Raw genomic sequence first — 23,807 nt, forward strand, 5'->3', positions numbered from 1 at the left:
AGCCCAAAACGTCGAAAATAGACAAAAGACAAAACCGGGAGGGGGATGATGTTCCAGCCAGCGAAAGTCTTGCTGCTGTATGCCCATCCGGAATCTCAGGACTCGGTCGCGAACCGTGTTCTGCTTAAACCGGCCATGCAGCTCAGCAATGTTACCGTGCACGACCTTTACGCGCACTATCCTGATTTTTTTATCGATATTCCGCATGAACAGGCGCTGCTGCGTGAGCATGATGTGATCGTTTTTCAGCATCCGCTTTACACCTATAGCTGTCCGGCGCTGTTAAAGGAGTGGCTTGACCGCGTACTGAGCCGCGGATTTGCCAGCGGTCCCGGAGGGAATCAACTGGCGGGAAAGTACTGGCGTAGCGTTATCACTACCGGAGAACCGGAAAGTGCCTACCGCTATGACGCGCTAAACCGTTATCCAATGAGCGATGTGCTGCGCCCTTTCGAGCTGACGGCCGGTATGTGCCGCATGCACTGGATGAGCCCTATTATCGTTTACTGGGCCAGAAGGCAAACGAAGCAGGAGCTGGACAGCCATGCGAAAGCGTATGGTGACTGGCTGGCGAATCCGATCCCTGTGGGAGGCCGCTGATGGAAGGTTCAGATTTGTTGACAGCCGGAGTGTTGTTCCTCTTCGCAGCGGTGGCGGCGGTACCGTTGGCATCGCGGTTGGGTATCGGCCCGGTGTTGGGATACTTGCTGGCGGGTATTGCCATCGGCCCGTGGGGATTAGGGTTCATCAGCGATGTGGATGAAATCCTGCACTTTTCCGAGCTGGGCGTGGTTTTTCTGATGTTCATCATTGGGTTGGAACTTAATCCGGCCAAGCTGTGGCAACTGCGGCGTTCAATTTTTGGCGTCGGCGCCGCGCAGGTGATGCTGAGCGCGGTGGTGTTGGCCGGATTATTGATGCTCACTGCGTTCTCCTGGCAGGCGGCAGTGGTTGGCGGCATTGGTCTGGCGATGTCATCGACCGCGATGGCGCTGCAGTTGATGCGTGAGAAAGGCATGAACCGCAGTGAATCCGGGCAGTTGGGTTTTTCGGTGCTGCTGTTTCAGGATCTGGCGGTGATCCCTGCGCTGGCGCTGGTTCCGCTGCTGGCGGGGTCTGCTGACGAACATTTTGACTGGATTAAAGTGGGAATGAAGGTGCTGGCCTTTGCCGGCATGCTGATTGGCGGGCGCTATTTGCTGCGTCCGGTTTTCCGCTTTATTGCGGATTCTGGCGTGCGGGAAGTGTTCACCGCTGCCACGCTACTGTTGGTGCTGGGTTCTGCTTTATTTATGGATGCGCTGGGGCTGTCAATGGCGCTGGGAACGTTTATCGCGGGTGTGCTGCTGGCGGAAAGTGAATACCGACATGAGCTGGAAACGGCAATCGATCCTTTTAAAGGACTGTTGCTCGGGCTGTTTTTTATCTCCGTTGGCATGTCGCTCAATCTCGGCGTGCTCTACACCCATATTCTGTGGGTGGCAGCGAGTGTGATCGTGCTGGTGGTCGTAAAAATGCTGGTGCTGTATGTACTGGCGCGTCTTAACGGCATGAGAAGCTCTGAACGGATGCAATTTGCCGGGGTTTTAAGTCAGGGTGGTGAATTCGCTTTCGTGCTGTTTTCAACGGCATCCTCGCAACGGCTGTTTCAGGGCGACCAAATGGCGTTGCTGCTGGTGACCGTCACGCTGTCGATGATGACCACGCCGCTGGTGATGAAGTTGATTGATAAATGGCTCTCCCGCCAGTTTAACGGCACGGATGAGGAAGACGAAAAACCCTGGGTGGAAGATGATAAACCGCAGGTGATTGTGGTGGGGTTTGGGCGTTTTGGTCAGGTTATTGGTCGCCTGTTGATGGCTAATAAAATGCGTATTACCGTCCTGGAGCGAGATATCAGCGCGGTGAATCTGATGCGCAAATATGGCTATAAGGTCTACTACGGTGACGCCACTCAGGTGGAACTGTTGCGCTCCGCAGGGGCAGAGGCGGCACAGTCTATTGTTATTACCTGTAATGAGCCTGAAGACACAATGAAACTGGTGGAACTGTGCCAACAGTATTTTCCGCATTTGCATATTCTTGCGCGAGCGCGCGGACGTGTAGAGGCGCATGAGTTATTACAGGCCGGTGTGACGCAGTTTTCGCGCGAAACGTTCTCCAGTGCGCTGGAGTTGGGGCGTAAAACGCTGGTTACACTGGGGATGCATCCGCACCAGGCCCAGCGTGCCCAGCTGCATTTTCGTCGGCTGGATATGCGCATGCTGCGGGAACTGATCCCCATGCATACAGATACGGTACAAATCTCTCGAGCCAGGGAAGCACGGCGCGAGCTGGAGGAAATTTTCCAACGAGAGATGCAGCAAGAGCGACGTCAGCTGGATGGCTGGGATGAATTTGAGTAGAGGATAATCATGGCAATTCGTAAACGTTTTATCGCAGGCGCAAAATGTCCGTCCTGCCAGTCGCAGGATACGCTGGCGATGTGGCGTGAAAATAATATCGATATTGTTGAGTGTGTTAAGTGCGGTCATCAGATGCGGGAAGCCGATAAAGAGGCGCGCGAGCACGTTCGCAAAGAAGAGCAAGTGATCGGGATTTTTCATCCGGACTAGCGATATGGCGCAGCTTTTTTTAAGCTAGAGGGTACACGGGTGCAGAATTCCGCTACAATCTGCGCCACTATTCTTTCCATGCTCAGGAGATATCATGAAAGTAGCAAAGGACCTGGTGGTCAGCCTGGCCTATCAGGTACGTACAGAAGACGGTGTGTTGGTTGATGAGTCTCCGGTGAGTGCACCGCTGGACTACCTGCATGGTCACGGTTCCCTGATTTCTGGCCTGGAAACAGCGCTGGACGGTCATGAAGTTGGCGACAAATTCGATGTTGCTGTTGGCGCAAACGACGCATACGGTCAGTACGACGAAAACCTGGTGCAGCGCGTTCCTAAAGACGTCTTCATGGGCGTTGACGAACTGCAGGTTGGCATGCGTTTCCTGGCTGAAACTGACCAGGGTCCAGTACCGGTAGAAATTACCGAAGTGGAAGACGACCACGTTGTGGTTGACGGTAACCACATGCTGGCTGGCCAGAATCTGAAATTCAACGTAGAAGTTGTTGCTATCCGCGAAGCGACCGAAGAAGAACTGGCTCACGGCCACGTTCACGGTGCGCACGGTCACGACCACGATCATGACCACGGTCATGACGGTTGCTGCGGTGGTCACGGCCACGACCATGGTCACGAGCACGGCGGCGAAGGCTGCTGCGGCGGTGGCGGTAAAGGTAACGGCGGCGGCTGCGGTTGCCACTAATACCCTTCGTCTTTCAACCCACAGCGGTGTTGGCTGCGCTTTCGAATCCTGGTCACATAGTTATCTATGCTCCCAGGACTTCCTCAAGCTTGCCGCCTTGCTGTGATTTGAAATCCTTTGGGTATATGTGAGTAGATCCGATAAGCGTTAGCGCTTTCGGACACAAAAAAAGCGGGGATATCCCCGCTTTTTTACGTCTCAATAATGTGGCGGAGGGGTCTCTTCAGACTGCGACGCGATGTGGGACGGTTGCGTTGCTTTGAGCTTTTCCGTCAGCAGACGCAGATGGTCGCGCAGTTTGGCCATTTCCAGTTCATGCGCGGTCACCGTCACGTTGAGCTCTTCAATGGTTATCTCCTGAAATGCCAGGCGACTTTCCAGTTCAGCCAGGCGAGTTTCCATTGTTGTATCCTGCATGATTCACCTCTTTCTTTTTTCTCCGGCAGATCGCGGACTGCGGCGAATTCTACTTAACTTTGCCTGTTTGCACAGCACTCAATCTTCGGTCACGAAACTAATTTAAACAAAAAGAGTCTGAAAAGTGGTGATAATAGGGCGTGCCTGTATGTTGATTTGTTCTGCAACGCTTTATAGTACATTTTTATGTTAGTTAACCCTGGGGTGAGATGCCCCGGCCCTGGAGATATGGATGAAATCACTGTTTAAAGTAACGCTGCTGGCGACCACAATGGCTGTTGCTCTGCATGCCCCGATCACCTTCGCTGCTGATGCTGCGAAACCAGCCGCTACTGCTGACAGCAAAGCAGCATTCAAGAATGACGACCAAAAAGCCGCTTACGCGCTGGGCGCGTCACTGGGTCGTTATATGGAAAACTCTCTGAAAGAGCAGGAAAAGCTGGGCATCAAACTTGATAAAGATCAACTGATCGCTGGTGTTCAGGATGCGTTTGCAGACAAGAGCAAACTGTCTGACCAGGAAATCGAACAAACTCTGCAGGCGTTTGAAGCGCGCGTGAAGAGCTCCGCTCAGGCGAAAATGGAAAAAGACGCGGCTGACAATGAAGCCAAAGGTAAAGTTTACCGCGAGAAATTTGCTAAAGAGAAAGGCGTTAAAACCTCGGCTACTGGCCTGGTCTACAAAGTAGAGAAAGAAGGTACCGGCGCTGCACCGAAAGACAGCGATACCGTGGTTGTTAACTACAAAGGTACGCTGATCGATGGTAAAGAGTTTGATAACTCTTATACCCGTGGTGAGCCGCTCTCTTTCCGTCTTGACGGTGTAATCCCGGGCTGGACTGAAGGCCTGAAAAACATCAAGAAAGGCGGCAAAATCCAGCTGGTTATCCCACCGGATCTGGCTTACGGCAAAACGGGCGTTCCGGGCATTCCGGCCAACTCTACGCTGGTCTTTGATGTTGAACTGTTAGACATCAAACCGGCACCGAAAGCTGACGCGCAGCCAGATGCTGCACCGGCAGATAAAGCTGCAGACAGCAGCAAAAAATAAGCTAACAGAAACCGCCGCCCACAGGGCGGCGGTTTTTTATTATCGACAGGATATAATTAATACTGGAAAGCGCCTTGTGCGCTGTATTACTTTAGATGCCCCTATAATAGTGATGAGCCTGCCCTGACAACATAACGACAGGCTCCTGAAAAGGAGTGCTTTTTTTCATGTCCAGGTCGCTTTTAACCAACGAAACCAGTGAGCTAGATTTGCTGGATCAACGTCCTTTCGATCAAACCGACTTCGATATCCTCAAATCCTACGAAGCGGTAGTGGACGGGTTGGCGATGCTCATTGGTTCCCATTGTGAAATCGTATTGCACTCTTTGCAGGATTTGAAATGCTCGGCCATCCGCATTGCTAACGGTGAACACACGGGCCGTAAAATTGGCTCACCGATTACTGACCTTGCGTTGCGTATGCTGCATGATATGACGGGGGCGGATAGCAGCGTGTCGAAGTGTTACTTCACACGTGCGAAAAGCGGTGTCTTGATGAAGTCGGTGACGATTGCCATTCGCAACCGTGAGCATCGCGTGATTGGTCTGCTGTGCATCAACATGAACCTTGATGTCCCTTTCTCGCAGATAATGAATACCTTTATCCCACCGGAAACCCCGGAAGTGGGCTCTGCCGTCAACTTTGCTTCTTCGGTGGAAGATCTGGTTACCCAGACGCTGGAATTCACAATCGAAGAAGTGAATGCCGATCGTAATGTTTCCAACAACGCGAAGAACCGCCAGATAGTCCTGAATTTGTATGAGAAAGGCATCTTCGATATTAAAGATGCCATCAACCAGGTCGCCGATCGGCTGAACATCTCCAAACATACGGTCTACCTCTATATTCGTCAGTTCAAAAGTGGCGATTTCCAGGGGCAAGATAAGTAATGCGTTTTGCCATCATGGTGACGGGGCCTGCATACGGCACGCAGCAGGCGAGCAGCGCGTTGCAATTTGCTCATGCGCTACTCAAAGAAGGGCATGAGCTAAGCAGCGTCTTTTTCTATCGTGAAGGTGTGTATAACGCCAACCTACTCACTTCGCCTGCCAGTGATGAATACGATCTGGTACGGGCCTGGCAACAGCTGAACCAACAGCATGGTGTAACACTGAATATTTGCGTGGCTGCGGCGTTGCGACGCGGCGTGGTTGATGAGACTGAGGCAAAGCGGCTGGGGCTGGCAGGCGCTAATTTACAATCAGGTTTTAACCTCAGCGGGCTTGGATCGCTGGCTGAGGCATCCCTGACCTGCGATCGCGTGGTGCAATTCTGATGAAACGTGTTGCTTTTGTCTTTTCTACCGTGCCGCACGGCAGCGCATCTGGCCGTGAAGGGTTAGATGCATTGCTGGCGACCTCTGCATTAACGGAAGATCTCGGTGTGTTTTTTATCGGTGATGGCGTCTTTCAAATCCTTCAGGGACAGCAACCGGATGCCGTGCTGGCGCGAGACTATATCGCGACCTTCAAACTGTTAGGGTTGTACGATATCGATCAATGTTGGCTCTGCGCTGCCTCATTACGCGAGCGGGGCCTTCAGCAGGGGAGTAATTTTGTGATCAATGCGACAGCGCTTGAACCGGAAGATTTACGCCGTGAGTTAGGCAACTATGACGTCATTTTAAGGTTTTGAGACTCTCATGCTGCACACACTACATCGCTCCGCGTGGCTTACCGATTTCTCCTCTCTTCTTCGTCTGATTGATAAAGACGATGAACTTTTATTGCTCCAGGATGGCGTGACGGCAGCAATCGAAGGAAGCCGTTTCCTTGAAAGTCTGCAAAATGCCTCCATTAAGGTCTATGTACTGGAAGAAGACATTAAGGCTCGCGGGTTGAGCGGTCAAATTTCAGACAGTGTCGTCAGGGTTAGCTATACTGACTTCGTCAGACTTACGGTGAAGCATCCTAGCCAGATGTCCTGGTAATTGTGGGATCGTTGTATATTTCTTGACACCTTTTCGACACCGACCTAAAATTCTGCGTCCTCATATTGTATGAGGTCGTTTTATTACGTGTTTACGAAGCAAAAGCTAAAACCAGGAGCTATTTAATGGCAACAGTTAACCAGCTGGTACGCAAACCACGTGCACGCAAAGTTGCAAAAAGCAACGTGCCTGCACTGGAAGCATGCCCGCAGAAACGTGGCGTATGTACTCGTGTATATACTACCACTCCTAAAAAACCGAACTCCGCACTGCGTAAAGTATGCCGTGTTCGTCTGACTAACGGTTTTGAAGTGACTTCCTACATCGGTGGTGAAGGTCACAACCTGCAGGAGCACTCCGTGATCCTGATCCGTGGCGGTCGTGTAAAAGACCTCCCGGGTGTTCGTTACCACACCGTTCGTGGTGCGCTTGACTGCTCCGGCGTTAAAGACCGTAAGCAATCACGCTCCAAGTATGGCGTGAAACGTCCTAAGGCTTAATGGTTCTCCGTTAAGTAAGGCCAAACGTTTTATATTAATGTCAAACTAAACTCTTAGAGTTTTGGACAATCCTGAATTAACAACGGAGTATTTCCATGCCACGTCGTCGCGTCATTGGTCAGCGTAAAATTCTGCCGGATCCGAAGTTCGGATCAGAACTGCTGGCTAAATTTGTAAATATCCTGATGGTAGATGGTAAAAAATCTACTGCCGAAACTATCGTATACAGCGCGCTGGAGACCCTGGCTCAGCGTTCTGGTAAAAACGAACTGGAAGCTTTCGAAGTAGCTCTCGAAAACGTGCGCCCGACTGTCGAAGTTAAGTCTCGCCGCGTTGGTGGTTCTACTTATCAGGTACCAGTTGAAGTCCGTCCGGTCCGTCGTAATGCTCTGGCAATGCGTTGGATCGTTGAAGCTGCTCGTAAACGCGGTGATAAATCCATGGCTCTGCGCCTGGCGAACGAACTTTCTGATGCTGCAGAAAACAAAGGTACTGCAGTTAAGAAACGTGAAGACGTTCACCGTATGGCAGAAGCCAACAAGGCGTTCGCACACTACCGTTGGTAATCCCTTCGGAGTTTTAGTCACCAGGCGGGCGCTTCTAGTAAGCAGCCCGCTTTGGGCTACTTAAATTGAACGCCTAAAAGATAAACGAGGAATCAAATGGCTCGTACAACACCCATCGCGCGCTACCGTAACATCGGTATCAGTGCGCACATCGACGCCGGTAAAACCACTACTACCGAACGTATTCTGTTCTACACCGGTGTAAACCATAAAATCGGTGAAGTTCATGACGGCGCAGCCACCATGGACTGGATGGAGCAGGAGCAGGAACGTGGTATTACTATCACCTCCGCAGCGACTACTGCATTCTGGTCTGGTATGGCTAAGCAGTATGAACCGCATCGCGTAAACATCATCGACACCCCGGGGCACGTTGACTTCACTATTGAAGTAGAACGTTCCATGCGTGTGCTTGATGGTGCAGTAATGGTTTACTGCGCAGTTGGTGGTGTTCAGCCTCAGTCTGAAACCGTATGGCGTCAGGCAAACAAATATAAAGTTCCGCGCATTGCGTTCGTTAACAAAATGGACCGTATGGGTGCGAACTTCCTGAAAGTTGTTGGTCAGATCAAAACCCGTCTGGGCGCGAACCCTGTTCCGCTGCAGCTGGCAATTGGCGCTGAAGAAGCGTTCACCGGTGTTGTTGACCTGGTGAAAATGAAAGCCATCAACTGGAACGAAGAAGATGCAGGCGTAACCTTCACTTATGAAGATATCCCGGCTGACATGCAGGAACTGGCTGAAGAATGGCACCAGAACCTGATCGAGTCCGCTGCAGAAGCTTCAGAAGAGCTGATGGAGAAATACCTGGGTGGTGAAGAACTGACTGAAGAAGAGATCAAAAAAGCTCTGCGTCAGCGTGTTCTGAACAACGAAATCATCCTGGTAACCTGTGGTTCTGCGTTCAAGAACAAAGGTGTTCAGGCGATGCTGGATGCGGTAATTGATTACCTGCCATCCCCAGTAGACGTACCTGCGATCAACGGTATTCTGGACGACGGTAAAGATACTCCTGCTGAGCGTCATGCTAGCGATGACGAGCCGTTTGCTGCTCTGGCATTCAAAATCGCTACCGACCCGTTCGTGGGTAACCTGACCTTCTTCCGCGTGTACTCTGGTGTGGTTAACTCCGGTGACACCATCCTGAACTCCGTGAAAACTGCACGTGAACGTTTCGGCCGTATCGTACAGATGCACGCTAACAAACGTGAAGAGATCAAAGAAGTTCGCGCGGGCGATATCGCTGCTGCTATCGGTCTGAAAGACGTGACCACTGGTGACACTCTGTGTGACCCGGATCACCCGATCATTCTGGAACGTATGGAATTCCCTGAGCCGGTAATTTCCATCGCGGTAGAACCGAAAACCAAAGCTGACCAGGAAAAAATGGGTCTGGCTCTGGGCCGTCTGGCTAAAGAAGACCCGTCATTCCGCGTATGGACTGACGAAGAATCTAACCAGACCATTATCGCTGGTATGGGTGAGCTGCACCTCGACATCATCGTTGACCGTATGAAGCGTGAATTCAACGTTGAAGCGAACGTCGGTAAACCTCAGGTTGCTTACCGTGAAGCGATTCGCGCGAAAGTTACCGATATCGAAGGTAAACACGCTAAGCAGTCTGGTGGTCGCGGTCAGTACGGTCATGTTGTTATCGACATGTACCCGCTGGAGCCGGGTTCAAACCCGAAAGGCTACGAGTTCATCAACGACATCAAAGGTGGTGTAATTCCTGGCGAATACATCCCGGCCGTTGATAAAGGCATCCAGGAACAGCTGAAATCTGGCCCGCTGGCTGGTTACCCGGTTGTTGATCTGGGCGTGCGTCTGCACTTCGGTTCTTACCATGACGTTGACTCCTCTGAGCTGGCGTTTAAACTGGCCGCTTCTATCGCCTTCAAAGATGGCTTTAAGAAAGCGAAACCAGTTCTGCTTGAGCCTATCATGAAGGTTGAAGTAGAGACTCCGGAAGAGAACACCGGTGACGTAATCGGTGACTTGAGCCGCCGTCGTGGTATGCTTCGTGGTCAGGAATCCAACGTCACTGGCGTTGTTATCCATGCTGAAGTTCCGCTGTCTGAAATGTTCGGATATGCAACCCAGCTGCGTTCTCTGACCAAAGGCCGTGCTTCTTACTCCATGGAGTTCCTGAAGTACGACGATGCGCCGAACAACGTTGCTCAGGCCGTTATTGAAGCCCGTGGTAAATAATCCACAGGATTAAAACCTAAGTCCCGTGCTCTCTCCATAGGGGAGAGCACTATAGTAAGGAATATAGCCGTGTCTAAAGAAAAATTTGAACGTACAAAACCGCACGTTAACGTCGGCACCATCGGCCACGTTGACCACGGTAAAACTACCCTGACCGCTGCAATCACTACCGTACTGGCTAAAACCTACGGCGGTGCTGCTCGTGCATTCGACCAGATCGATAACGCGCCGGAAGAAAAAGCTCGTGGTATCACCATCAACACTTCTCACGTTGAATATGACACCCCGACTCGCCACTACGCACACGTAGACTGCCCGGGCCACGCCGACTATGTTAAAAACATGATCACCGGTGCTGCGCAGATGGACGGCGCGATCCTGGTTGTTGCTGCGACTGACGGCCCGATGCCGCAGACTCGTGAGCACATCCTGCTGGGTCGTCAGGTAGGCGTTCCGTACATCATCGTGTTCCTGAACAAATGCGACATGGTTGATGACGAAGAGCTGCTGGAACTGGTAGAAATGGAAGTTCGTGAACTTCTGTCTCAGTACGATTTCCCGGGCGACGACACTCCGATCGTTCGTGGTTCTGCTCTGAAAGCGCTGGAAGGCGAAGCAGAGTGGGAAGCGAAAATCATCGAACTGGCTGGCTTCCTGGATTCTTACATCCCAGAACCAGAGCGTGCGATTGACAAGCCGTTCCTGCTGCCTATCGAAGACGTATTCTCCATCTCCGGTCGTGGTACCGTTGTTACCGGTCGTGTAGAGCGCGGTATCATCAAAGTTGGTGAAGAAGTTGAAATCGTTGGTATCAAAGAGACTGCTAAGTCTACCTGTACTGGCGTTGAAATGTTCCGCAAACTGCTGGACGAAGGCCGTGCTGGTGAGAACGTTGGTGTTCTGCTGCGTGGTATCAAACGTGAAGAAATCGAACGTGGTCAGGTACTGGCTAAGCCGGGCTCTATCAAGCCGCACACCAAGTTCGAATCTGAAGTGTACATTCTGTCCAAAGACGAAGGCGGCCGTCATACTCCGTTCTTCAAAGGCTACCGTCCGCAGTTCTACTTCCGTACTACTGACGTGACTGGTACCATCGAACTGCCGGAAGGCGTAGAGATGGTAATGCCGGGCGACAACATCAAAATGGTTGTTACCCTGATCCACCCGATCGCGATGGACGACGGTCTGCGTTTCGCAATCCGTGAAGGCGGCCGTACTGTTGGTGCGGGCGTTGTTGCTAAAGTAATGAGCTAATTATTGATTAATTAGCTTTGAGCTTAAAAAGGGCGCTTCGGCGCCCTTTTTGCTGCCTGCAATTTAGTAGCTGTCATATTTATTCGCATTTTTTATTCATTCTCCCGCCGCGTAAATAGCGCTGTGCTATTGTAATCATAACTATTCTCATTTACACTTTGCGCAGAAATTGAACGGGAGCGATCATGTACGTTTGTTTGTGTAATGCGATAAGTGATAAAAAAATACGTCAGGCTGTTCGCCAGTTTCACCCTCAGTCCTTTCAGCAATTACGTAAATTTATTCCTGTAGGAAATCAATGCGGTAAGTGCATTCGTGCTGCCCGTGAAGTCATGCAGGATGAATTAACGCAAATGCCAGAATTTAAAGAGATCGCCTAAGTCACACTCTTTTTTTTGACATCCCTGTAGCCCCATCTACGCTCTAAGAGTGGAAGCGGAGGGACTATAAAATGAAAGGTGATGTTAAAATCATAAATTATCTCAATAAACTATTGGGAAATGAGCTTGTCGCGATCAACCAGTATTTTCTCCATGCTCGTATGTTTAAAAACTGGGGACTGACTCGCCTCAATGATGTTGAGTACCATGAATCTATCGATGAGATGAAACACGCTGATAAATATATCGAGCGTATTTTATTCTTAGAAGGGCTCCCGAACTTGCAGGATCTTGGCAAGTTGGGTATTGGCGAAGACGTTGAAGAGATGCTGCAATCCGATCTTCGGCTCGAGTTGGATGGGGCGAAAGATCTGCGTGAAGCCATTGCCTATGCCGATAGCGTTCATGATTATGTCAGCCGGGACATGATGATCGAGATCCTGACTGAAGAAGAAGGGCATATTGACTGGCTCGAAACTGAACTGGACCTGATTGCAAAACTTGGCTTGCAAAATTATCTGCAATCGCAAATTAAAGTCAGTGACTAACCGCCCTGTATCAGATTTACCCAGCCAATAACGAAACCCGCAGCCGCCAGATATGGCCCAAAAGGCAGCGGGTTTTTTAGCATCTGTCTCCCGTAACGGGCGCAAGAAATCCCGGTGAGACAACATGCCATGCCCGTGGCAAGTAAAACCAACAGTGGCAATGATTCCCAGCGATGCCATGCGCCCAGTGCGGCAAGAAATTTGACATCACCAAAGCCTAATCCTTCCTGTCGGCATATCAAACGATACCCCCAGTAGAACAAAGCAAATACCCCATAGCCCGCTACGGCACCCCAAAGCGCGTCGGATAACTGTGCAGGTCTGCAGCACTGATGATAAATAAGACCGCCCCACAAAAGAGGGCAGGTAAATTTGTCGGGCAGCAACCCGGTACGCAGGTCATGGACTAAGAGCAACCCTGATAGCGAAACATAAATCAGCAGAAAGGGGAGGTCGATGTACATGGGCAAATCTCATTTGGTAAAGAGTTTACCTTCGGGTAAGCACGCCGGCCCTACAAGTCCGGGATGTGAGTTATGGATGCTCTCTTCCACGGAAAACGCGTTGCATCACAGGACATACAATCAGAGTGGAAGGAGGCCCACATTTATGAACGAGTGATTAATTTCTACGCGGCACTTGCTTAAGACTGAGATTTACGTATAATGCGTGGGCTTGTCTAATATTGACAGCGGTTCGATATGAGCCACCGGTACTGCGAAAGCAATACCAGACAATGTTCCCAATCGGGGAACTCTGTAAGAACGGTTACACTCTCCCATCAATCGTAATGGGTTTGAGGAGTAACTATTTCGTCTATAAAATAATTGGAGCTCTGGTCTCATGCAGAACCAAAGAATCCGTATCCGTTTGAAAGCGTTTGATCATCGTCTGATCGATCAATCAACCGCGGAAATCGTCGAGACTGCCAAGCGCACTGGTGCGCAGGTTCGTGGTCCGATCCCGCTGCCGACCCGCAAAGAGCGTTTCACCGTTCTGATCTCCCCGCACGTCAACAAAGACGCGCGTGATCAGTACGAGATCCGTACTCACAAGCGTCTGGTTGACATCGTTGAGCCAACTGAAAAAACCGTTGATGCTCTGATGCGTCTGGACCTGGCTGCCGGTGTAGACGTGCAGATCAGCCTGGGTTAATCAGGTCATCGAGCGATTGAGAGGTTGATACAATGATTGGTTTAGTCGGTAAAAAAGTGGGTATGACCCGCATCTTCACTGAAGATGGCGTATCTATCCCAGTAACCGTTATCGAAGTTGAAGCAAACCGCGTTACTCAGGTTAAAGATCTGGCTAACGATGGCTATCGCGCTGTTCAGGTTACCACCGGTGCTAAAAAAGCTAACCGCGTAACTAAGCCGGAAGCTGGCCACTTTGCTAAAGCTGGCGTAGAAGCTGGCCGCGGCCTGTGGGAGTTCCGTCTGGCAGATGGTGAAGAATACACCGTTGGTCAGAACATTAGCGTTGAACTGTTTGCTGACGTTAAAAAAGTTGACGTAACCGGTACCTCTAAAGGTAAAGGTTTCGCTGGTACCGTTAAGCGCTGGAACTTCCGTACCCAGGACGCTACTCACGGTAACTCCTTGTCTCACCGCGTTCCGGGTTCTATCGGTCAGAACCAGACTCCGGGCAAAGTGTTCAAAGGCAAGAAAATGGCAGGTCAGCTGGGCAACGAACGTGTAACCGTTCAGAGCCTGGACGTAGTACGTGTTGACGCTGAGCGCAACCTGCTGCTGGTTAAAGGTGGTGTTCCGGGTGCGACCGGTTGCGACCTGATCGTTAAACCAGCTGTGAAGGCGTAAGGGGATAGCAATGGAATTAGTATTGAAAGACGCGCAGAGCGCGCTGACTGTTTCCGAAACTACCTTCGGTCGTGATTTCAACGAAGCGCTGGTTCACCAGGTTGTTGTTGCTTATGCAGCTGGTGCTCGTCAGGGTACTCGTGCTCAGAAGACTCGTGCTGAAGTAACTGGTTCAGGCAAAAAGCCGTGGCGCCAGAAAGGTACCGGCCGTGCGCGTTCAGGTTCTATCAAGAGCCCGATCTGGCGTTCAGGTGGCGTGACCTTCGCTGCTCGTCCACAGGACCACAGTCAAAAAGTTAACAAAAAGATGTACCGCGGCGCGCTGAAAAGCATTCTGTCCGAACTGGTACGTCAGGATCGTCTGATCGTTGTCGAATCATTCTCTGTAGAAGCGCCTAAAACTAAGCTGCTGGCACAGAAACTGAAAGACATGGCTCTGGAAGATGTGCTGATCATCACCGGTGAGCTGGACGAAAACCTGTTCCTGGCTGCGCGCAACCTGCACAAGGTTGACGTACGCGATGCAACTGGTATCGACCCGGTTAGCCTGATCGCCTTCGACAAAGTCGTAATGACTGCTGATGCTGTTAAGCAAGTTGAGGAGATGCTGGCATGATTCGTGAAGAACGTCTGCTGAAAGTGCTGCGCGCACCGCACGTTTCTGAAAAAGCGTCTACTGCGATGGAAAAAACTAACACCATCGTTCTCAAAGTTGCTAAAGACGCGACCAAAGCAGAAATCAAAGCTGCTGTGCAGAAACTGTTTGAAGTCGAAGTCGAAGTCGTTAACACCCTGGTAGTTAAAGGGAAAGTTAAACGTCACGGACAGCGTATCGGTCGTCGTAGCGACTGGAAAAAAGCTTACGTCACCCTGAAGGAAGGCCAGAATCTGGACTTCGTCGGCGGCGCTGAGTAAGTCGGAGGAGTAATACAATGGCAGTTGTTAAATGTAAACCGACATCTCCGGGTCGTCGCCACGTTGTTAAAGTGGTCAACCCAGAGCTGCACAAGGGCAAACCTTTTGCTCCGCTGGTTGAAAAAAACAGCAAATCCGGTGGTCGTAACAACAATGGCCGTATCACCACTCGTCACATCGGTGGTGGTCACAAGCAGGCTTATCGTATTGTTGACTTCAAACGCAACAAAGACGGTATCCCGGCAGTTGTTGAACGTCTTGAGTACGATCCGAACCGCTCCGCGAACATCGCGCTGGTTCTGTACAAAGACGGTGAACGCCGTTACATCCTGGCCCCTAAAGGCCTGAAAGCTGGCGACCAGATTCAGTCTGGCGTTGATGCTGCAATCAAAGCAGGTAACACCCTGCCGATGCGCAATATCCCGGTTGGTTCTACCGTTCATAACGTAGAAATGAAACCAGGTAAAGGCGGTCAGCTGGCACGTTCCGCTGGTACTTACGTTCAGATCGTTGCTCGTGATGGTGCTTATGTCACCCTGCGTCTGCGTTCTGGTGAAATGCGTAAAGTCGAAGCAGACTGCCGTGCAACTCTGGGCGAAGTTGGCAATGCTGAGCATATGCTGCGCGTTCTGGGTAAAGCAGGTGCTGCACGCTGGCGTGGTGTTCGTCCTACCGTTCGCGGTACTGCGATGAACCCAGTCGACCACCCACATGGTGGTGGTGAAGGTCGTAACTTTGGTAAGCACCCGGTAACTCCGTGGGGCGTTCAGACCAAAGGTAAGAAGACCCGCAGCAACAAGCGTACTGATAAATTCATCGTACGTCGCCGTAGCAAATAATTTTAGAGGATAAGCCATGCCACGTTCTCTCAAGAAAGGTCCTTTTATTGACCTGCACTTGCTGAAGAAGGTAGAGAAAGCGGTGGAAAGCGGAGACAAGAAGCCCCTGCGCACTTGGTCCCGTCGTTCAACGATCTTTCCTAACATGATCGGTTTGACCATCGCTGTCCATAATGGTCGTCAGCACGTTCCGGTATTTGTTTCCGACGAAATGGTCGGTCACAAACTGGGTGAATTCGCACCGACTCGTACTTATCGCGGCCACGCTGCTGATAAAAAAGCGAAGAAGAAATAAGGTAGGAGGAAGAGATGGAAACTTTAGCTCAACATCGCCATGCTCGTTCTTCTGCTCAGAAGGTTCGCCTTGTTGCAGACCTGATTCGCGGTAAGAAAGTGTCGCAGGCTCTGGATATTCTGACCTACACCAATAAGAAAGCGGCTGTACTGGTTAAGAAAGTCCTGGAATCTGCCATTGCTAACGCTGAACACAACGATGGCGCTGACATTGACGATCTGAAAGTTACGAAAATTTTCGTAGACGAAGGCCCGAGCATGAAGCGCATTATGCCGCGTGCAAAAGGTCGTGCAGATCGCATCCTGAAGCGCACCAGCCACATTACTGTGGTTGTGTCCGATCGCTGAGACTCTGGAGACTAGCAATGGGTCAGAAAGTACATCCTAATGGTATTCGCCTGGGTATTGTAAAACCATGGAACTCAACCTGGTTTGCGAACACCAAAGAATTCGCTGACAACCTGGACAGCGATTTTAAAGTACGTCAGTACCTGACTAAGGAACTGGCTAAAGCGTCTGTATCTCGTATCGTTATCGAGCGTCCGGCTAAGAGCATCCGTGTGACCATTCACACCGCTCGCCCGGGTATCGTTATCGGTAAGAAAGGCGAAGACGTAGAAAAACTGCGCAAAGTCGTAGCGGATATTGCTGGCGTTCCTGCTCAGATCAATATCGCCGAAGTGCGTAAGCCTGAACTGGACGCAAAATTGGTTGCTGACAGCATCACTTCTCAGCTGGAACGTCGTGTTATGTTCCGTCGTGCTATGAAGCGTGCTGTACAGAACGCAATGCGTCTGGGCGCTAAAGGTATCAAAGTTGAAGTTAGCGGCCGTCTGGGCGGCGCGGAAATCGCACGTACCGAATGGTACCGCGAAGGTCGCGTACCTCTGCACACTCTGCGTGCTGACATCGACTACAACACCTCTGAAGCGCACACCACTTACGGTGTAATCGGCGTTAAAGTGTGGATCTTCAAAGGCGAGATCCTGGGTGGTATGGCTGCTGTTGAACAACCGGAAAAACCGGCTGCTCAACCTAAAAAGCAGCAGCGTAAAGGCCGTAAATAAGGAGCGTCGCTGATGTTACAACCAAAGCGTACAAAATTCCGTAAAATGCACAAAGGCCGTAACCGCGGTCTGGCTGCTGGCGCGGATGTTAGCTTCGGCAGCTTCGGTCTGAAAGCTGTTGGCCGTGGTCGTCTGACTGCCCGTCAGATCGAAGCAGCACGTCGTGCTATGACCCGTGCAGTTAAGCGTCAAGGTAAGATCTGGATCCGTGTATTCCCGGACAAACCGATCACTGAAAAGCCGCTGGCAGTGCGTATGGGTAAAGGTAAAGGTAACGTGGAGTATTGGGTTGCCTTGATTCAGCCGGGTAAAGTCCTGTATGAAATGGACGGCGTACCGGAAGAGCTGGCCCGTGAAGCATTCAAGCTGGCAGCAGCGAAACTGCCGATTAAAACCACCTTTGTAACTAAGACGGTGATGTAATGAAAGCAAAAGAGCTGCGTGAGAAGAGTGTTGAAGAGCTGAACACCGAGCTGCTGAATCTGCTGCGTGAGCAGTTCAACCTGCGTATGCAGGCTGCAAGTGGCCAGCTGCAACAGTCTCACCTGTTGAAGCAAGTGCGTCGTGACGTCGCACGCGTTAAGACTTTACTGACTGAGAAGGCGGGTGCGTAATGACCGATAAAATCCGTACTCTGCAAGGTCGCGTTGTTAGCGATAAAATGGAGAAATCCATCGTTGTTGCTATCGAACGTTTTGTGAAACACCCGATCTACGGTAAATTCATTAAGCGTACGACCAAACTGCACGTACATGACGAGAACAACGAATGCGGTACTGGTGACGTGGTTGAAATCCGCGAATGCCGTCCGCTGTCCAAGACTAAGTCCTGGACGCTGGTTCGCGTTGTAGAGAAAGCCGTTCTGTAATACAGTAGGCATTCTCAACGAATAAACGGCTCAGCGATGAGCCGTTTATTTTTTCTACCCATATCGTTGAAGCGGTGTTATAATGCCGCGCCCCCGATATGGGGCTTTTTTAACGACCTGATTTTCGGGTCTCAGTAGTAGTTGACATTAGCGGAGCACTAAAATGATCCAAGAACAGACTATGCTGAACGTCGCCGACAACTCCGGTGCACGTCGCGTAATGTGTATCAAGGTTCTGGGTGGCTCGCACCGTCGCTACGCAGGCGTCGGCGATATCATCAAGATCACCATCAAGGAAGCAATTCCGCGTGGTAAGGTCAAAAAAGGTGATGTGCTGAAGGCGGTAGTGGTGCGCACCAAGAAGGGTGTTCGTCGCCCGGACGGTTCTGTCATTCGCTTCGATGGTAATGCATGCGTTATTTTAAACAATAACAGCGAGCAACCTATCGGTACGCGTATTTTTGGGCCGGTAACTCGTGAACTTCGTAACGAGAAGTTCATGAAAATTATCTCTCTGGCACCAGAAGTACTCTAAGGAGCGAATCATGGCAGCGAAGATCCGTCGTGATGACGAAGTTATCGTGTTAACCGGTAAAGATAAAGGTAAACGCGGTAAAGTTAAGAATGTCCTGTCTTCCGGCAAGGTCATTGTTGAAGGTATCAACCTGGTTAAGAAACATCAGAAGCCGGTTCCGGCCCTGAACCAACCAGGCGGCATCGTAGAGAAAGAAGCAGCTATTCAGATCTCTAACCTTGCTATCTTCAACGCGGCAACCGGCAAGGCTGACCGTGTAGGCTTTAGATTCGAAGACGGCAAAAAAGTCCGTTTCTTCAAATCTAACAGCGAAACTATCAAGTAATTTGGAGTAGTACGATGGCGAAACTGCATGATTACTACAAAGACGAAGTAGTCGCTAAACTCATGACTGAGTTTAACTACAATTCTGTCATGCAAGTCCCTCGGGTCGAGAAGATCACCCTGAACATGGGTGTTGGTGAAGCGATCGCTGACAAGAAACTGCTGGATAACGCAGCAGCTGACCTGACAGCAATCTCCGGTCAAAAACCGCTGATCACCAAAGCACGCAAATCAGTTGCAGGCTTCAAAATCCGTCAGGGCTATCCGATCGGCTGTAAAGTAACTCTGCGTGGCGAACGCATGTGGGAGTTCTTTGAGCGCCTGATCACTATTGCTGTTCCACGTATCCGTGACTTCCGTGGCTTGTCCGCTAAGTCTTTCGACGGTCGTGGTAACTACAGCATGGGTGTCCGTGAGCAGATCATCTTCCCAGAAATCGACTACGATAAAGTCGACCGCGTGCGTGGTTTGGATATTACCATTACCACTACTGCGAAATCTGATGAAGAAGGCCGTGCTCTGCTGGCTGCCTTTGACTTCCCGTTCCGCAAGTAAGGTAGGGTTACTGAATGGCTAAGCAATCAATGAAAGCACGCGAAGTAAAGCGCGTAGCTTTAGCTGATAAGTACTTCGCAAAACGCGCTGAACTGAAAGCTATTATCTCTGATGTGAACGCGACCGACGAAGATCGTTGGAACGCAGTTCTCAAGCTGCAGTCTCTGCCGCGTGATTCCAGCCCGTCCCGTCAGCGTAACCGCTGCCGTCAAACAGGTCGTCCGCATGGCTATGTGGGCAAGTTCGGGTTGAGCCGTATCAAACTGCGTGAAGCCGCCATGCGCGGTGAAGTACCAGGCTTGAAAAAGGCTAGCTGGTAATTACCAATTGAATCACGGGAGTAAAGACAGATGAGCATGCAAGATCCGATCGCGGATATGCTGACCCGTATCCGTAACGGTCAGGCCGCGAATAAAGCTGCGGTCACCATGCCTTCCTCCAAGCTGAAAGTGGCAATTGCCAACGTGCTGAAGGAAGAAGGTTTTATTGAAGATTTTAAAGTTGAAGGCGACACCAAGCCGGAACTGGAACTTACTCTCAAGTATTTCCAGGGTAAAGCTGTTGTAGAAAGCATTCAGCGTGTCAGTCGCCCAGGTCTGCGCATTTATAAGCGTAAAGACGAGCTGCCGAAAGTTATGGCTGGCATGGGTATCGCAGTTGTTTCTACCTCTAAAGGTGTTATGACTGATCGTGCAGCGCGCCAGGCTGGTCTTGGTGGCGAAATTATCTGCTACGTAGCCTAATCGGAGGAAAAAATGTCTCGTGTTGCTAAAGCACCGGTCGTTATTCCTGCCGGCGTTGATGTAAAAATCAACGGTCAGGTTATTACGATCAAAGGTAAAAACGGCGAGCTGACTCGTACTCTCAACGATGCTGTTGCAGTAAATCATGCAGATAATGCACTGACCTTCGGTCCGCGTGATGGTTACGCTGATGGATGGGCTCAGGCTGGTACCGCGCGTGCCCTGCTGAATGCAATGGTTGTCGGTGTTACCGAAGGCTTCACTAAGAAGCTGCAGCTGGTTGGTGTAGGTTATCGTGCAGCGGTTAAAGGGAATGTAGTAAACCTGGCTTTAGGTTTCTCTCACCCAGTTGACCATCAGCTGCCTGCGGGAATCACTGCAGAATGTCCGTCTCAGACTGAAATCGTGCTGAAAGGCGCTGATAAACAGCTGATCGGTCAGGTTGCAGCAGATCTGCGCGCCTACCGTCGTCCTGAGCCTTATAAAGGCAAGGGTGTTCGTTACGCCGACGAAGTCGTGCGTACCAAAGAGGCTAAGAAGAAGTAAGGTAACACTATGGATAAGAAATCTGCTCGTATCCGTCGTGCGACCCGCGCACGCCGCAAGCTCCAGGAGCTGGGTGCAACTCGCCTGGTGGTACATCGTACCCCGCGTCATATTTACGCACAGGTAATTGCACCGAACGGTTCTGAAGTTCTGGTAGCTGCTTCTACTGTAGAAAAAGCTATCGCTGAACAATTGAAGTACACCGGTAACAAAGACGCTGCTGCAGCTGTAGGTAAAGCTGTTGCTGAACGCGCTCTGGAAAAAGGCATCAAAGATGTTTCTTTTGACCGTTCCGGGTTCCAATATCATGGTCGTGTCCAGGCACTGGCAGATGCTGCCCGTGAAGCTGGCCTTCAGTTCTAAGGTAGAGGTGTAAGATGGCTCACATCGAAAAACAAGCTGGCGAACTGCAGGAAAAGCTGATCGCGGTTAACCGCGTATCTAAAACCGTTAAAGGTGGTCGTATTTTCTCCTTCACAGCTCTGACTGTAGTTGGTGATGGTAACGGTCGCGTTGGTTTTGGTTACGGTAAAGCGCGTGAAGTTCCAGCAGCGATCCAGAAAGCGATGGAAAAAGCCCGTCGCAATATGATTAACGTCGCGCTGAACCACGGCACCCTGCAGCACCCGGTTAAGGGTACTCACACGGGTTCTCGTGTATTCATGCAGCCGGCTTCCGAAGGTACCGGTATCATCGCCGGTGGTGCAATGCGCGCCGTTCTGGAAGTCGCTGGAGTTCGTAACGTTCTGGCTAAAGCGTATGGTTCTACTAACCCGATTAACGTGGTTCGTGCAACTATCGATGGCCTGGAAAATATGAAATCTCCGGAAATGGTCGCTGCCAAGCGTGGTAAATCCGTTGAAGAAATTCTGGGGAAATAAACCATGGCAAAGACTATTAAAATTACTCAAACCCGCAGTGCAATCGGTCGTCTGCCGAAACACAAGGCAACGCTGCTTGGCCTGGGTCTGCGTCGTATTGGTCACACCGTAGAGCGCGAGGATACTCCTGCTGTTCGTGGTATGGTCAACGCGGTTTCCTTCATGGTTAAAGTTGAGGAGTAAGAGATGCGTTTAAATACTCTGTCTCCGGCCGAAGGCTCTAAAAAAGCGGCTCGCCGCCTGGGTCGTGGTATCGGTTCTGGCCTCGGTAAAACCGGTGGTCGTGGTCACAAAGGTCAGAAGTCTCGTTCTGGCGGTGGCGTACGTCGCGGTTTCGAGGGTGGTCAGATGCCTCTGTACCGTCGTCTGCCGAAATTCGGCTTCACTTCACGTAAAGCAGCGATTACAGCCGAAGTTCGTCTGTCTGACCTGGCTAAAGTTGAAGGCGGTGTTGTAGACCTGAACACGCTGAAAGCAGCTAACATTATCGGTATCCAGATCGAGTTCGCGAAAGTGATCCTGGCTGGTGAAGTCACTACTCCGGTAACTGTTCGTGGCCTGCGTGTTACTAAAGGCGCTCGTGCTGCTATCGAAGCTGCTGGCGGTAAAATCGAGGAATAAGTAGCAGATGGCTAAACAACCGGGATTAGATTTTCAAAGTGCCAAAGGTGGCTTAGGCGAGCTGAAACGCAGACTGCTGTTTGTAATCGGCGCGCTGATTGTGTTCCGTATTGGCTCTTTCATTCCGATCCCTGGTATTGATGCCGCTGTACTTGCCAAACTGCTTGAGCAACAGCGAGGCACCATCATTGAAATGTTTAACATGTTCTCTGGTGGTGCTCTCAGCCGTGCTTCTATCTTTGCTCTGGGGATCATGCCGTATATTTCGGCGTCGATCATTATCCAGCTGCTGACGGTGGTTCATCCAACGCTGGCAGAAATTAAGAAAGAAGGGGAGTCTGGTCGTCGTAAGATCAGCCAGTACACCCGCTACGGTACTCTGGTGCTGGCAATATTCCAGTCGATCGGTATTGCTACCGGTCTGCCGAATATGCCTGGTATGCAGGGCCTGGTGATGAACCCAGGCTTTGCATTCTATTTCACCGCTGTTGTAAGTCTGGTTACAGGGACGATGTTCCTGATGTGGTTGGGTGAACAGATTACTGAACGTGGTATCGGCAACGGTATCTCAATCATTATCTTCGCCGGTATTGTAGCGGGACTCCCGCCAGCCATTGCCCATACTATCGAGCAAGCGCGTCAAGGCGACCTGCACTTCCTCGTGTTGCTGTTGGTTGCAGTATTAGTATTCGCAGTGACGTTCTTTGTTGTATTTGTTGAGCGTGGTCAACGCCGCATTGTGGTAAACTACGCGAAACGTCAGCAAGGTCGTCGTGTCTATGCTGCACAGAGCACACATTTACCGCTGAAAGTGAATATGGCGGGGGTAATCCCGGCAATCTTCGCTTCCAGTATTATTCTGTTCCCGGCGACCATCGCGTCATGGTTCGGGGGCGGGACTGGTTGGAACTGGCTGACAACAATTTCGCTGTATTTGCAGCCTGGGCAACCGCTTTATGTGTTACTCTATGCGTCTGCAATCATATTCTTCTGTTTCTTCTACACGGCGTTGGTTTTCAACCCGCGTGAAACAGCAGATAACCTGAAGAAGTCCGGTGCATTTGTACCAGGAATTCGTCCGGGAGAGCAAACGGCGAAGTATATCGATAAAGTAATGACCCGCCTGACTTTGGTTGGTGCGCTCTACATTACCTTTATCTGCCTGATCCCGGAGTTCATGCGTGATGCAATGAAAGTACCGTTCTACTTCGGTGGGACCTCACTGCTTATCGTTGTTGTCGTGATTATGGACTTTATGGCTCAAGTGCAAACTCTGATGATGTCAAGTCAGTACGAGTCTGCATTGAAGAAGGCGAATCTGAAAGGCTACGGCCGTTAACAGTCGCCCGAGAAGTTACGGAGAGTAAAAATGAAAGTTCGTGCTTCCGTCAAGAAATTATGCCGTAACTGCAAAATCGTTAAGCGTGATGGTGTCATCCGTGTGATTTGCAGTGCCGAGCCGAAGCATAAACAGCGCCAAGGCTGATTTATTCGCATATTTTTCTTGCAAAGTTGGGTTGAGCTGGCTAGATTAGCCAGCCAATCTTTTGTATGTCTGTGCGTTTCCATTTGAGTATCCTGAAAACGGGCTTTTCAGCATGGTGCGTACATATTAAATAGTAGGAGTGCA

At 50.7% G+C, this 23,807-nt stretch carries 40 protein-coding genes; 38 read left to right on the forward strand and 2 right to left on the reverse strand.

Annotated features, from left to right (window positions below):
• The first annotated feature begins 48 nt into the window (after positions 1 to 48).
• From kefG to slyD, 4 genes are all read left to right on the forward strand, one after another.
• Complete coding sequence (gene kefG, locus GFB57_RS06405; protein ID WP_003023629.1) at positions 49 to 600, forward strand: glutathione-regulated potassium-efflux system ancillary protein KefG; 552 nt, start codon at positions 49 to 51, stop codon at positions 598 to 600.
• Complete coding sequence (gene kefB / locus GFB57_RS06410) at positions 600 to 2,405, forward strand: glutathione-regulated potassium-efflux system protein KefB (protein WP_003023630.1); 1,806 nt, start codon at positions 600 to 602, stop codon at positions 2,403 to 2,405. The genes kefG and kefB overlap by 1 nt, the downstream gene beginning before the upstream one ends.
• A 9-nt stretch (positions 2,406 to 2,414) precedes the next feature.
• Positions 2,415 to 2,615, forward strand: a complete 201-nt coding sequence (locus GFB57_RS06415) for a YheV family putative zinc ribbon protein (protein WP_003023632.1) — start codon at positions 2,415 to 2,417, stop codon at positions 2,613 to 2,615.
• Positions 2,616 to 2,709: 94 nt separating this feature from the next.
• Positions 2,710 to 3,315, forward strand: coding sequence for a peptidylprolyl isomerase (gene slyD, locus GFB57_RS06420; RefSeq protein ID WP_003023634.1), 606 nt, complete (start codon positions 2,710 to 2,712; stop codon positions 3,313 to 3,315).
• A 198-nt stretch (positions 3,316 to 3,513) separates the two neighbouring features.
• Here the strand turns inward: slyD and GFB57_RS06425 are convergent, their stop codons facing one another.
• Entirely contained in the window at positions 3,514 to 3,732 is a 219-nt protein-coding gene (locus GFB57_RS06425) for a protein SlyX (protein ID WP_003023639.1), read from the reverse strand.
• 232 nt (positions 3,733 to 3,964) lie between these two features.
• Here GFB57_RS06425 and fkpA point away from each other — a divergent pair, with 232 nt between their 5' ends.
• The 11 genes from fkpA to bfr all read left to right on the forward strand — a co-directional run bounded on the left by fkpA (position 3,965) and on the right by bfr (position 12,172).
• Positions 3,965 to 4,783 (forward strand): FKBP-type peptidyl-prolyl cis-trans isomerase, encoded by an 819-nt coding sequence (fkpA, locus tag GFB57_RS06430; protein WP_003023641.1) that lies wholly within the window; start codon positions 3,965 to 3,967, stop codon positions 4,781 to 4,783.
• A gap of 167 nt (positions 4,784 to 4,950) precedes the next feature.
• Entirely contained in the window at positions 4,951 to 5,673 is a 723-nt protein-coding gene (locus GFB57_RS06435) for a transcriptional regulator (protein ID WP_003023643.1), read from the forward strand.
• Positions 5,673 to 6,059: a sulfurtransferase complex subunit TusD gene (tusD, locus tag GFB57_RS06440; RefSeq protein WP_003023646.1), complete on the forward strand. Its 387-nt coding sequence runs from the start codon at positions 5,673 to 5,675 to the stop codon at positions 6,057 to 6,059. The genes GFB57_RS06435 and tusD overlap by 1 nt, the downstream gene beginning before the upstream one ends.
• Positions 6,059 to 6,418 (forward strand): sulfurtransferase complex subunit TusC, encoded by a 360-nt coding sequence (gene tusC, locus GFB57_RS06445; RefSeq protein WP_003023649.1) that lies wholly within the window; start codon positions 6,059 to 6,061, stop codon positions 6,416 to 6,418. Before tusD ends, tusC begins: the two co-directional genes overlap by 1 nt.
• A 7-nt stretch (positions 6,419 to 6,425) precedes the next feature.
• Positions 6,426 to 6,713 (forward strand): sulfurtransferase complex subunit TusB, encoded by a 288-nt coding sequence (tusB, locus tag GFB57_RS06450; RefSeq protein ID WP_003023651.1) that lies wholly within the window; start codon positions 6,426 to 6,428, stop codon positions 6,711 to 6,713.
• A gap of 125 nt (positions 6,714 to 6,838) precedes the next feature.
• Positions 6,839 to 7,213, forward strand: a complete 375-nt coding sequence (rpsL, locus tag GFB57_RS06455) for a 30S ribosomal protein S12 (protein ID WP_003023654.1) — start codon at positions 6,839 to 6,841, stop codon at positions 7,211 to 7,213.
• 95 nt (positions 7,214 to 7,308) lie between these two features.
• Positions 7,309 to 7,779 carry a 30S ribosomal protein S7 gene (gene rpsG / locus GFB57_RS06460; RefSeq protein ID WP_003023657.1) on the forward strand — a complete coding sequence of 157 codons (471 nt, stop codon included), beginning with the start codon at positions 7,309 to 7,311 and terminating at the stop codon, positions 7,777 to 7,779.
• Between the two features lie 96 nt (positions 7,780 to 7,875).
• A complete protein-coding gene (fusA, locus tag GFB57_RS06465) occupies positions 7,876 to 9,990 on the forward strand; it encodes an elongation factor G (protein WP_003023659.1) in 2,115 nt (704 codons plus the stop codon).
• Between the two features lie 69 nt (positions 9,991 to 10,059).
• A complete protein-coding gene (gene tuf, locus GFB57_RS06470; protein WP_003031109.1) occupies positions 10,060 to 11,244 on the forward strand; it encodes an elongation factor Tu in 1,185 nt (394 codons plus the stop codon).
• A 185-nt stretch (positions 11,245 to 11,429) separates the two neighbouring features.
• Positions 11,430 to 11,624: a bacterioferritin-associated ferredoxin gene (gene bfd, locus GFB57_RS06475; protein ID WP_003031111.1), complete on the forward strand. Its 195-nt coding sequence runs from the start codon at positions 11,430 to 11,432 to the stop codon at positions 11,622 to 11,624.
• A 71-nt stretch (positions 11,625 to 11,695) separates the two neighbouring features.
• Positions 11,696 to 12,172, forward strand: a complete 477-nt coding sequence (gene bfr, locus GFB57_RS06480) for a bacterioferritin (protein ID WP_003031113.1) — start codon at positions 11,696 to 11,698, stop codon at positions 12,170 to 12,172.
• Here the strand turns inward: bfr and GFB57_RS06485 are convergent.
• On the reverse strand, positions 12,169 to 12,636 hold the full coding sequence (locus tag GFB57_RS06485) for an A24 family peptidase (protein WP_003031115.1): 468 nt from the start codon (positions 12,634 to 12,636) through the stop codon (positions 12,169 to 12,171). The two genes, bfr and GFB57_RS06485, sit on opposite strands and share 4 nt — an antisense overlap.
• A gap of 379 nt (positions 12,637 to 13,015) precedes the next feature.
• Here GFB57_RS06485 and rpsJ point away from each other — a divergent pair, with 379 nt between their 5' ends.
• The 23 genes from rpsJ (at position 13,016) to rpmJ (ending at position 23,663) form a co-directional block, all read left to right on the forward strand.
• Positions 13,016 to 13,327 (forward strand): 30S ribosomal protein S10, encoded by a 312-nt coding sequence (gene rpsJ, locus GFB57_RS06490; protein ID WP_001181005.1) that lies wholly within the window; start codon positions 13,016 to 13,018, stop codon positions 13,325 to 13,327.
• 32 nt (positions 13,328 to 13,359) lie between these two features.
• Positions 13,360 to 13,989: a 50S ribosomal protein L3 gene (gene rplC, locus GFB57_RS06495; protein WP_003031117.1), complete on the forward strand. Its 630-nt coding sequence runs from the start codon at positions 13,360 to 13,362 to the stop codon at positions 13,987 to 13,989.
• A gap of 10 nt (positions 13,990 to 13,999) precedes the next feature.
• Entirely contained in the window at positions 14,000 to 14,605 is a 606-nt protein-coding gene (rplD, locus tag GFB57_RS06500) for a 50S ribosomal protein L4 (protein WP_003031119.1), read from the forward strand.
• Positions 14,602 to 14,904 (forward strand): 50S ribosomal protein L23, encoded by a 303-nt coding sequence (gene rplW, locus GFB57_RS06505; protein ID WP_000617546.1) that lies wholly within the window; start codon positions 14,602 to 14,604, stop codon positions 14,902 to 14,904. The genes rplD and rplW overlap by 4 nt, the downstream gene beginning before the upstream one ends.
• A 17-nt stretch (positions 14,905 to 14,921) precedes the next feature.
• Positions 14,922 to 15,743 carry a 50S ribosomal protein L2 gene (gene rplB / locus GFB57_RS06510; RefSeq protein ID WP_000301869.1) on the forward strand — a complete coding sequence of 274 codons (822 nt, stop codon included), beginning with the start codon at positions 14,922 to 14,924 and terminating at the stop codon, positions 15,741 to 15,743.
• Positions 15,744 to 15,759: 16 nt separating this feature from the next.
• Positions 15,760 to 16,038: a 30S ribosomal protein S19 gene (gene rpsS / locus GFB57_RS06515; RefSeq protein WP_001138115.1), complete on the forward strand. Its 279-nt coding sequence runs from the start codon at positions 15,760 to 15,762 to the stop codon at positions 16,036 to 16,038.
• 14 nt (positions 16,039 to 16,052) lie between these two features.
• Positions 16,053 to 16,385 carry a 50S ribosomal protein L22 gene (gene rplV, locus GFB57_RS06520; protein ID WP_000448832.1) on the forward strand — a complete coding sequence of 111 codons (333 nt, stop codon included), beginning with the start codon at positions 16,053 to 16,055 and terminating at the stop codon, positions 16,383 to 16,385.
• Positions 16,386 to 16,402: 17 nt separating this feature from the next.
• Positions 16,403 to 17,104, forward strand: a complete 702-nt coding sequence (gene rpsC, locus GFB57_RS06525) for a 30S ribosomal protein S3 (protein ID WP_000529945.1) — start codon at positions 16,403 to 16,405, stop codon at positions 17,102 to 17,104.
• Positions 17,105 to 17,116: 12 nt separating this feature from the next.
• Positions 17,117 to 17,527, forward strand: coding sequence for a 50S ribosomal protein L16 (gene rplP, locus GFB57_RS06530; RefSeq protein ID WP_000941208.1), 411 nt, complete (start codon positions 17,117 to 17,119; stop codon positions 17,525 to 17,527).
• Positions 17,527 to 17,718, forward strand: coding sequence for a 50S ribosomal protein L29 (gene rpmC, locus GFB57_RS06535; protein WP_000644742.1), 192 nt, complete (start codon positions 17,527 to 17,529; stop codon positions 17,716 to 17,718). The genes rplP and rpmC overlap by 1 nt, the downstream gene beginning before the upstream one ends.
• Positions 17,718 to 17,972 carry a 30S ribosomal protein S17 gene (gene rpsQ, locus GFB57_RS06540; protein ID WP_003031120.1) on the forward strand — a complete coding sequence of 85 codons (255 nt, stop codon included), beginning with the start codon at positions 17,718 to 17,720 and terminating at the stop codon, positions 17,970 to 17,972. The genes rpmC and rpsQ overlap by 1 nt, the downstream gene beginning before the upstream one ends.
• A gap of 163 nt (positions 17,973 to 18,135) precedes the next feature.
• The gene (gene rplN / locus GFB57_RS06545; RefSeq protein WP_000613954.1) at positions 18,136 to 18,507 is read left to right on the forward strand and encodes a 50S ribosomal protein L14; all 372 of its coding nucleotides are present in this window, start codon (positions 18,136 to 18,138) and stop codon (positions 18,505 to 18,507) included.
• A gap of 10 nt (positions 18,508 to 18,517) precedes the next feature.
• A complete protein-coding gene (gene rplX, locus GFB57_RS06550) occupies positions 18,518 to 18,832 on the forward strand; it encodes a 50S ribosomal protein L24 (RefSeq protein WP_003031122.1) in 315 nt (104 codons plus the stop codon).
• Positions 18,833 to 18,846: 14 nt separating this feature from the next.
• Positions 18,847 to 19,386 (forward strand): 50S ribosomal protein L5, encoded by a 540-nt coding sequence (gene rplE, locus GFB57_RS06555; protein WP_003031123.1) that lies wholly within the window; start codon positions 18,847 to 18,849, stop codon positions 19,384 to 19,386.
• Between the two features lie 14 nt (positions 19,387 to 19,400).
• A complete protein-coding gene (rpsN, locus tag GFB57_RS06560) occupies positions 19,401 to 19,706 on the forward strand; it encodes a 30S ribosomal protein S14 (protein ID WP_003031125.1) in 306 nt (101 codons plus the stop codon).
• 30 nt (positions 19,707 to 19,736) lie between these two features.
• Positions 19,737 to 20,129: a 30S ribosomal protein S8 gene (gene rpsH, locus GFB57_RS06565; RefSeq protein ID WP_003031127.1), complete on the forward strand. Its 393-nt coding sequence runs from the start codon at positions 19,737 to 19,739 to the stop codon at positions 20,127 to 20,129.
• 12 nt (positions 20,130 to 20,141) lie between these two features.
• Positions 20,142 to 20,675 (forward strand): 50S ribosomal protein L6, encoded by a 534-nt coding sequence (rplF, locus tag GFB57_RS06570; protein WP_003031129.1) that lies wholly within the window; start codon positions 20,142 to 20,144, stop codon positions 20,673 to 20,675.
• A 9-nt stretch (positions 20,676 to 20,684) separates the two neighbouring features.
• The gene (gene rplR, locus GFB57_RS06575; protein ID WP_000358960.1) at positions 20,685 to 21,038 is read left to right on the forward strand and encodes a 50S ribosomal protein L18; all 354 of its coding nucleotides are present in this window, start codon (positions 20,685 to 20,687) and stop codon (positions 21,036 to 21,038) included.
• 14 nt (positions 21,039 to 21,052) lie between these two features.
• Complete coding sequence (gene rpsE / locus GFB57_RS06580) at positions 21,053 to 21,556, forward strand: 30S ribosomal protein S5 (protein ID WP_003031131.1); 504 nt, start codon at positions 21,053 to 21,055, stop codon at positions 21,554 to 21,556.
• Between the two features lie 3 nt (positions 21,557 to 21,559).
• The gene (rpmD, locus tag GFB57_RS06585; RefSeq protein WP_001140434.1) at positions 21,560 to 21,739 is read left to right on the forward strand and encodes a 50S ribosomal protein L30; all 180 of its coding nucleotides are present in this window, start codon (positions 21,560 to 21,562) and stop codon (positions 21,737 to 21,739) included.
• A 3-nt stretch (positions 21,740 to 21,742) separates the two neighbouring features.
• Positions 21,743 to 22,177 carry a 50S ribosomal protein L15 gene (gene rplO, locus GFB57_RS06590; RefSeq protein WP_003031132.1) on the forward strand — a complete coding sequence of 145 codons (435 nt, stop codon included), beginning with the start codon at positions 21,743 to 21,745 and terminating at the stop codon, positions 22,175 to 22,177.
• Positions 22,178 to 22,184: 7 nt separating this feature from the next.
• Entirely contained in the window at positions 22,185 to 23,516 is a 1,332-nt protein-coding gene (gene secY / locus GFB57_RS06595) for a preprotein translocase subunit SecY (RefSeq protein ID WP_001118864.1), read from the forward strand.
• A 30-nt stretch (positions 23,517 to 23,546) separates the two neighbouring features.
• Positions 23,547 to 23,663 (forward strand): 50S ribosomal protein L36, encoded by a 117-nt coding sequence (rpmJ, locus tag GFB57_RS06600; RefSeq protein WP_000868187.1) that lies wholly within the window; start codon positions 23,547 to 23,549, stop codon positions 23,661 to 23,663.
• Positions 23,664 to 23,807: the final 144 nt, after the last annotated feature.

Origin of the sequence: Citrobacter sp. S39 (assembly GCF_009495675.1) — a bacterium.
Taxonomy (GTDB): domain Bacteria; phylum Pseudomonadota; class Gammaproteobacteria; order Enterobacterales; family Enterobacteriaceae; genus Citrobacter; species Citrobacter freundii.

Excerpts from the sequence above, each read along its gene's own strand:
- kefG (WP_003023629.1), top strand. The coding sequence starts at position 49 with ATGTTCCAGCCAGCGAAAGTCTTGCTGCTGTATGCCCATCCGGAATCT.
- kefB (WP_003023630.1), top strand. The coding sequence starts at position 600 with ATGGAAGGTTCAGATTTGTTGACAGCCGGAGTGTTGTTCCTCTTCGCA.
- GFB57_RS06415 (WP_003023632.1), top strand. The coding sequence starts at position 2,415 with ATGGCAATTCGTAAACGTTTTATCGCAGGCGCAAAATGTCCGTCCTGC.
- slyD (WP_003023634.1), top strand. The coding sequence starts at position 2,710 with ATGAAAGTAGCAAAGGACCTGGTGGTCAGCCTGGCCTATCAGGTACGT.
- GFB57_RS06425 (WP_003023639.1), bottom strand. The coding sequence starts at position 3,732 with ATGCAGGATACAACAATGGAAACTCGCCTGGCTGAACTGGAAAGTCGC.
- fkpA (WP_003023641.1), top strand. The coding sequence starts at position 3,965 with ATGAAATCACTGTTTAAAGTAACGCTGCTGGCGACCACAATGGCTGTT.
- GFB57_RS06435 (WP_003023643.1), top strand. The coding sequence starts at position 4,951 with ATGTCCAGGTCGCTTTTAACCAACGAAACCAGTGAGCTAGATTTGCTG.
- tusD (WP_003023646.1), top strand. The coding sequence starts at position 5,673 with ATGCGTTTTGCCATCATGGTGACGGGGCCTGCATACGGCACGCAGCAG.
- tusC (WP_003023649.1), top strand. The coding sequence starts at position 6,059 with ATGAAACGTGTTGCTTTTGTCTTTTCTACCGTGCCGCACGGCAGCGCA.
- tusB (WP_003023651.1), top strand. The coding sequence starts at position 6,426 with ATGCTGCACACACTACATCGCTCCGCGTGGCTTACCGATTTCTCCTCT.
- rpsL (WP_003023654.1), top strand. The coding sequence starts at position 6,839 with ATGGCAACAGTTAACCAGCTGGTACGCAAACCACGTGCACGCAAAGTT.
- rpsG (WP_003023657.1), top strand. The coding sequence starts at position 7,309 with ATGCCACGTCGTCGCGTCATTGGTCAGCGTAAAATTCTGCCGGATCCG.
- fusA (WP_003023659.1), top strand. The coding sequence starts at position 7,876 with ATGGCTCGTACAACACCCATCGCGCGCTACCGTAACATCGGTATCAGT.
- bfd (WP_003031111.1), top strand. The coding sequence starts at position 11,430 with ATGTACGTTTGTTTGTGTAATGCGATAAGTGATAAAAAAATACGTCAG.
- bfr (WP_003031113.1), top strand. The coding sequence starts at position 11,696 with ATGAAAGGTGATGTTAAAATCATAAATTATCTCAATAAACTATTGGGA.
- GFB57_RS06485 (WP_003031115.1), bottom strand. The coding sequence starts at position 12,636 with ATGTACATCGACCTCCCCTTTCTGCTGATTTATGTTTCGCTATCAGGG.
- rpsJ (WP_001181005.1), top strand. The coding sequence starts at position 13,016 with ATGCAGAACCAAAGAATCCGTATCCGTTTGAAAGCGTTTGATCATCGT.
- rplC (WP_003031117.1), top strand. The coding sequence starts at position 13,360 with ATGATTGGTTTAGTCGGTAAAAAAGTGGGTATGACCCGCATCTTCACT.
- rplD (WP_003031119.1), top strand. The coding sequence starts at position 14,000 with ATGGAATTAGTATTGAAAGACGCGCAGAGCGCGCTGACTGTTTCCGAA.
- rplW (WP_000617546.1), top strand. The coding sequence starts at position 14,602 with ATGATTCGTGAAGAACGTCTGCTGAAAGTGCTGCGCGCACCGCACGTT.
- rplB (WP_000301869.1), top strand. The coding sequence starts at position 14,922 with ATGGCAGTTGTTAAATGTAAACCGACATCTCCGGGTCGTCGCCACGTT.
- rpsS (WP_001138115.1), top strand. The coding sequence starts at position 15,760 with ATGCCACGTTCTCTCAAGAAAGGTCCTTTTATTGACCTGCACTTGCTG.
- rplV (WP_000448832.1), top strand. The coding sequence starts at position 16,053 with ATGGAAACTTTAGCTCAACATCGCCATGCTCGTTCTTCTGCTCAGAAG.
- rpsC (WP_000529945.1), top strand. The coding sequence starts at position 16,403 with ATGGGTCAGAAAGTACATCCTAATGGTATTCGCCTGGGTATTGTAAAA.
- rplP (WP_000941208.1), top strand. The coding sequence starts at position 17,117 with ATGTTACAACCAAAGCGTACAAAATTCCGTAAAATGCACAAAGGCCGT.
- rpmC (WP_000644742.1), top strand. The coding sequence starts at position 17,527 with ATGAAAGCAAAAGAGCTGCGTGAGAAGAGTGTTGAAGAGCTGAACACC.
- rpsQ (WP_003031120.1), top strand. The coding sequence starts at position 17,718 with ATGACCGATAAAATCCGTACTCTGCAAGGTCGCGTTGTTAGCGATAAA.
- rplN (WP_000613954.1), top strand. The coding sequence starts at position 18,136 with ATGATCCAAGAACAGACTATGCTGAACGTCGCCGACAACTCCGGTGCA.
- rplX (WP_003031122.1), top strand. The coding sequence starts at position 18,518 with ATGGCAGCGAAGATCCGTCGTGATGACGAAGTTATCGTGTTAACCGGT.
- rplE (WP_003031123.1), top strand. The coding sequence starts at position 18,847 with ATGGCGAAACTGCATGATTACTACAAAGACGAAGTAGTCGCTAAACTC.
- rpsN (WP_003031125.1), top strand. The coding sequence starts at position 19,401 with ATGGCTAAGCAATCAATGAAAGCACGCGAAGTAAAGCGCGTAGCTTTA.
- rpsH (WP_003031127.1), top strand. The coding sequence starts at position 19,737 with ATGAGCATGCAAGATCCGATCGCGGATATGCTGACCCGTATCCGTAAC.
- rplF (WP_003031129.1), top strand. The coding sequence starts at position 20,142 with ATGTCTCGTGTTGCTAAAGCACCGGTCGTTATTCCTGCCGGCGTTGAT.
- rplR (WP_000358960.1), top strand. The coding sequence starts at position 20,685 with ATGGATAAGAAATCTGCTCGTATCCGTCGTGCGACCCGCGCACGCCGC.
- rpsE (WP_003031131.1), top strand. The coding sequence starts at position 21,053 with ATGGCTCACATCGAAAAACAAGCTGGCGAACTGCAGGAAAAGCTGATC.
- rpmD (WP_001140434.1), top strand. The coding sequence starts at position 21,560 with ATGGCAAAGACTATTAAAATTACTCAAACCCGCAGTGCAATCGGTCGT.
- rplO (WP_003031132.1), top strand. The coding sequence starts at position 21,743 with ATGCGTTTAAATACTCTGTCTCCGGCCGAAGGCTCTAAAAAAGCGGCT.
- secY (WP_001118864.1), top strand. The coding sequence starts at position 22,185 with ATGGCTAAACAACCGGGATTAGATTTTCAAAGTGCCAAAGGTGGCTTA.
- rpmJ (WP_000868187.1), top strand. The coding sequence starts at position 23,547 with ATGAAAGTTCGTGCTTCCGTCAAGAAATTATGCCGTAACTGCAAAATC.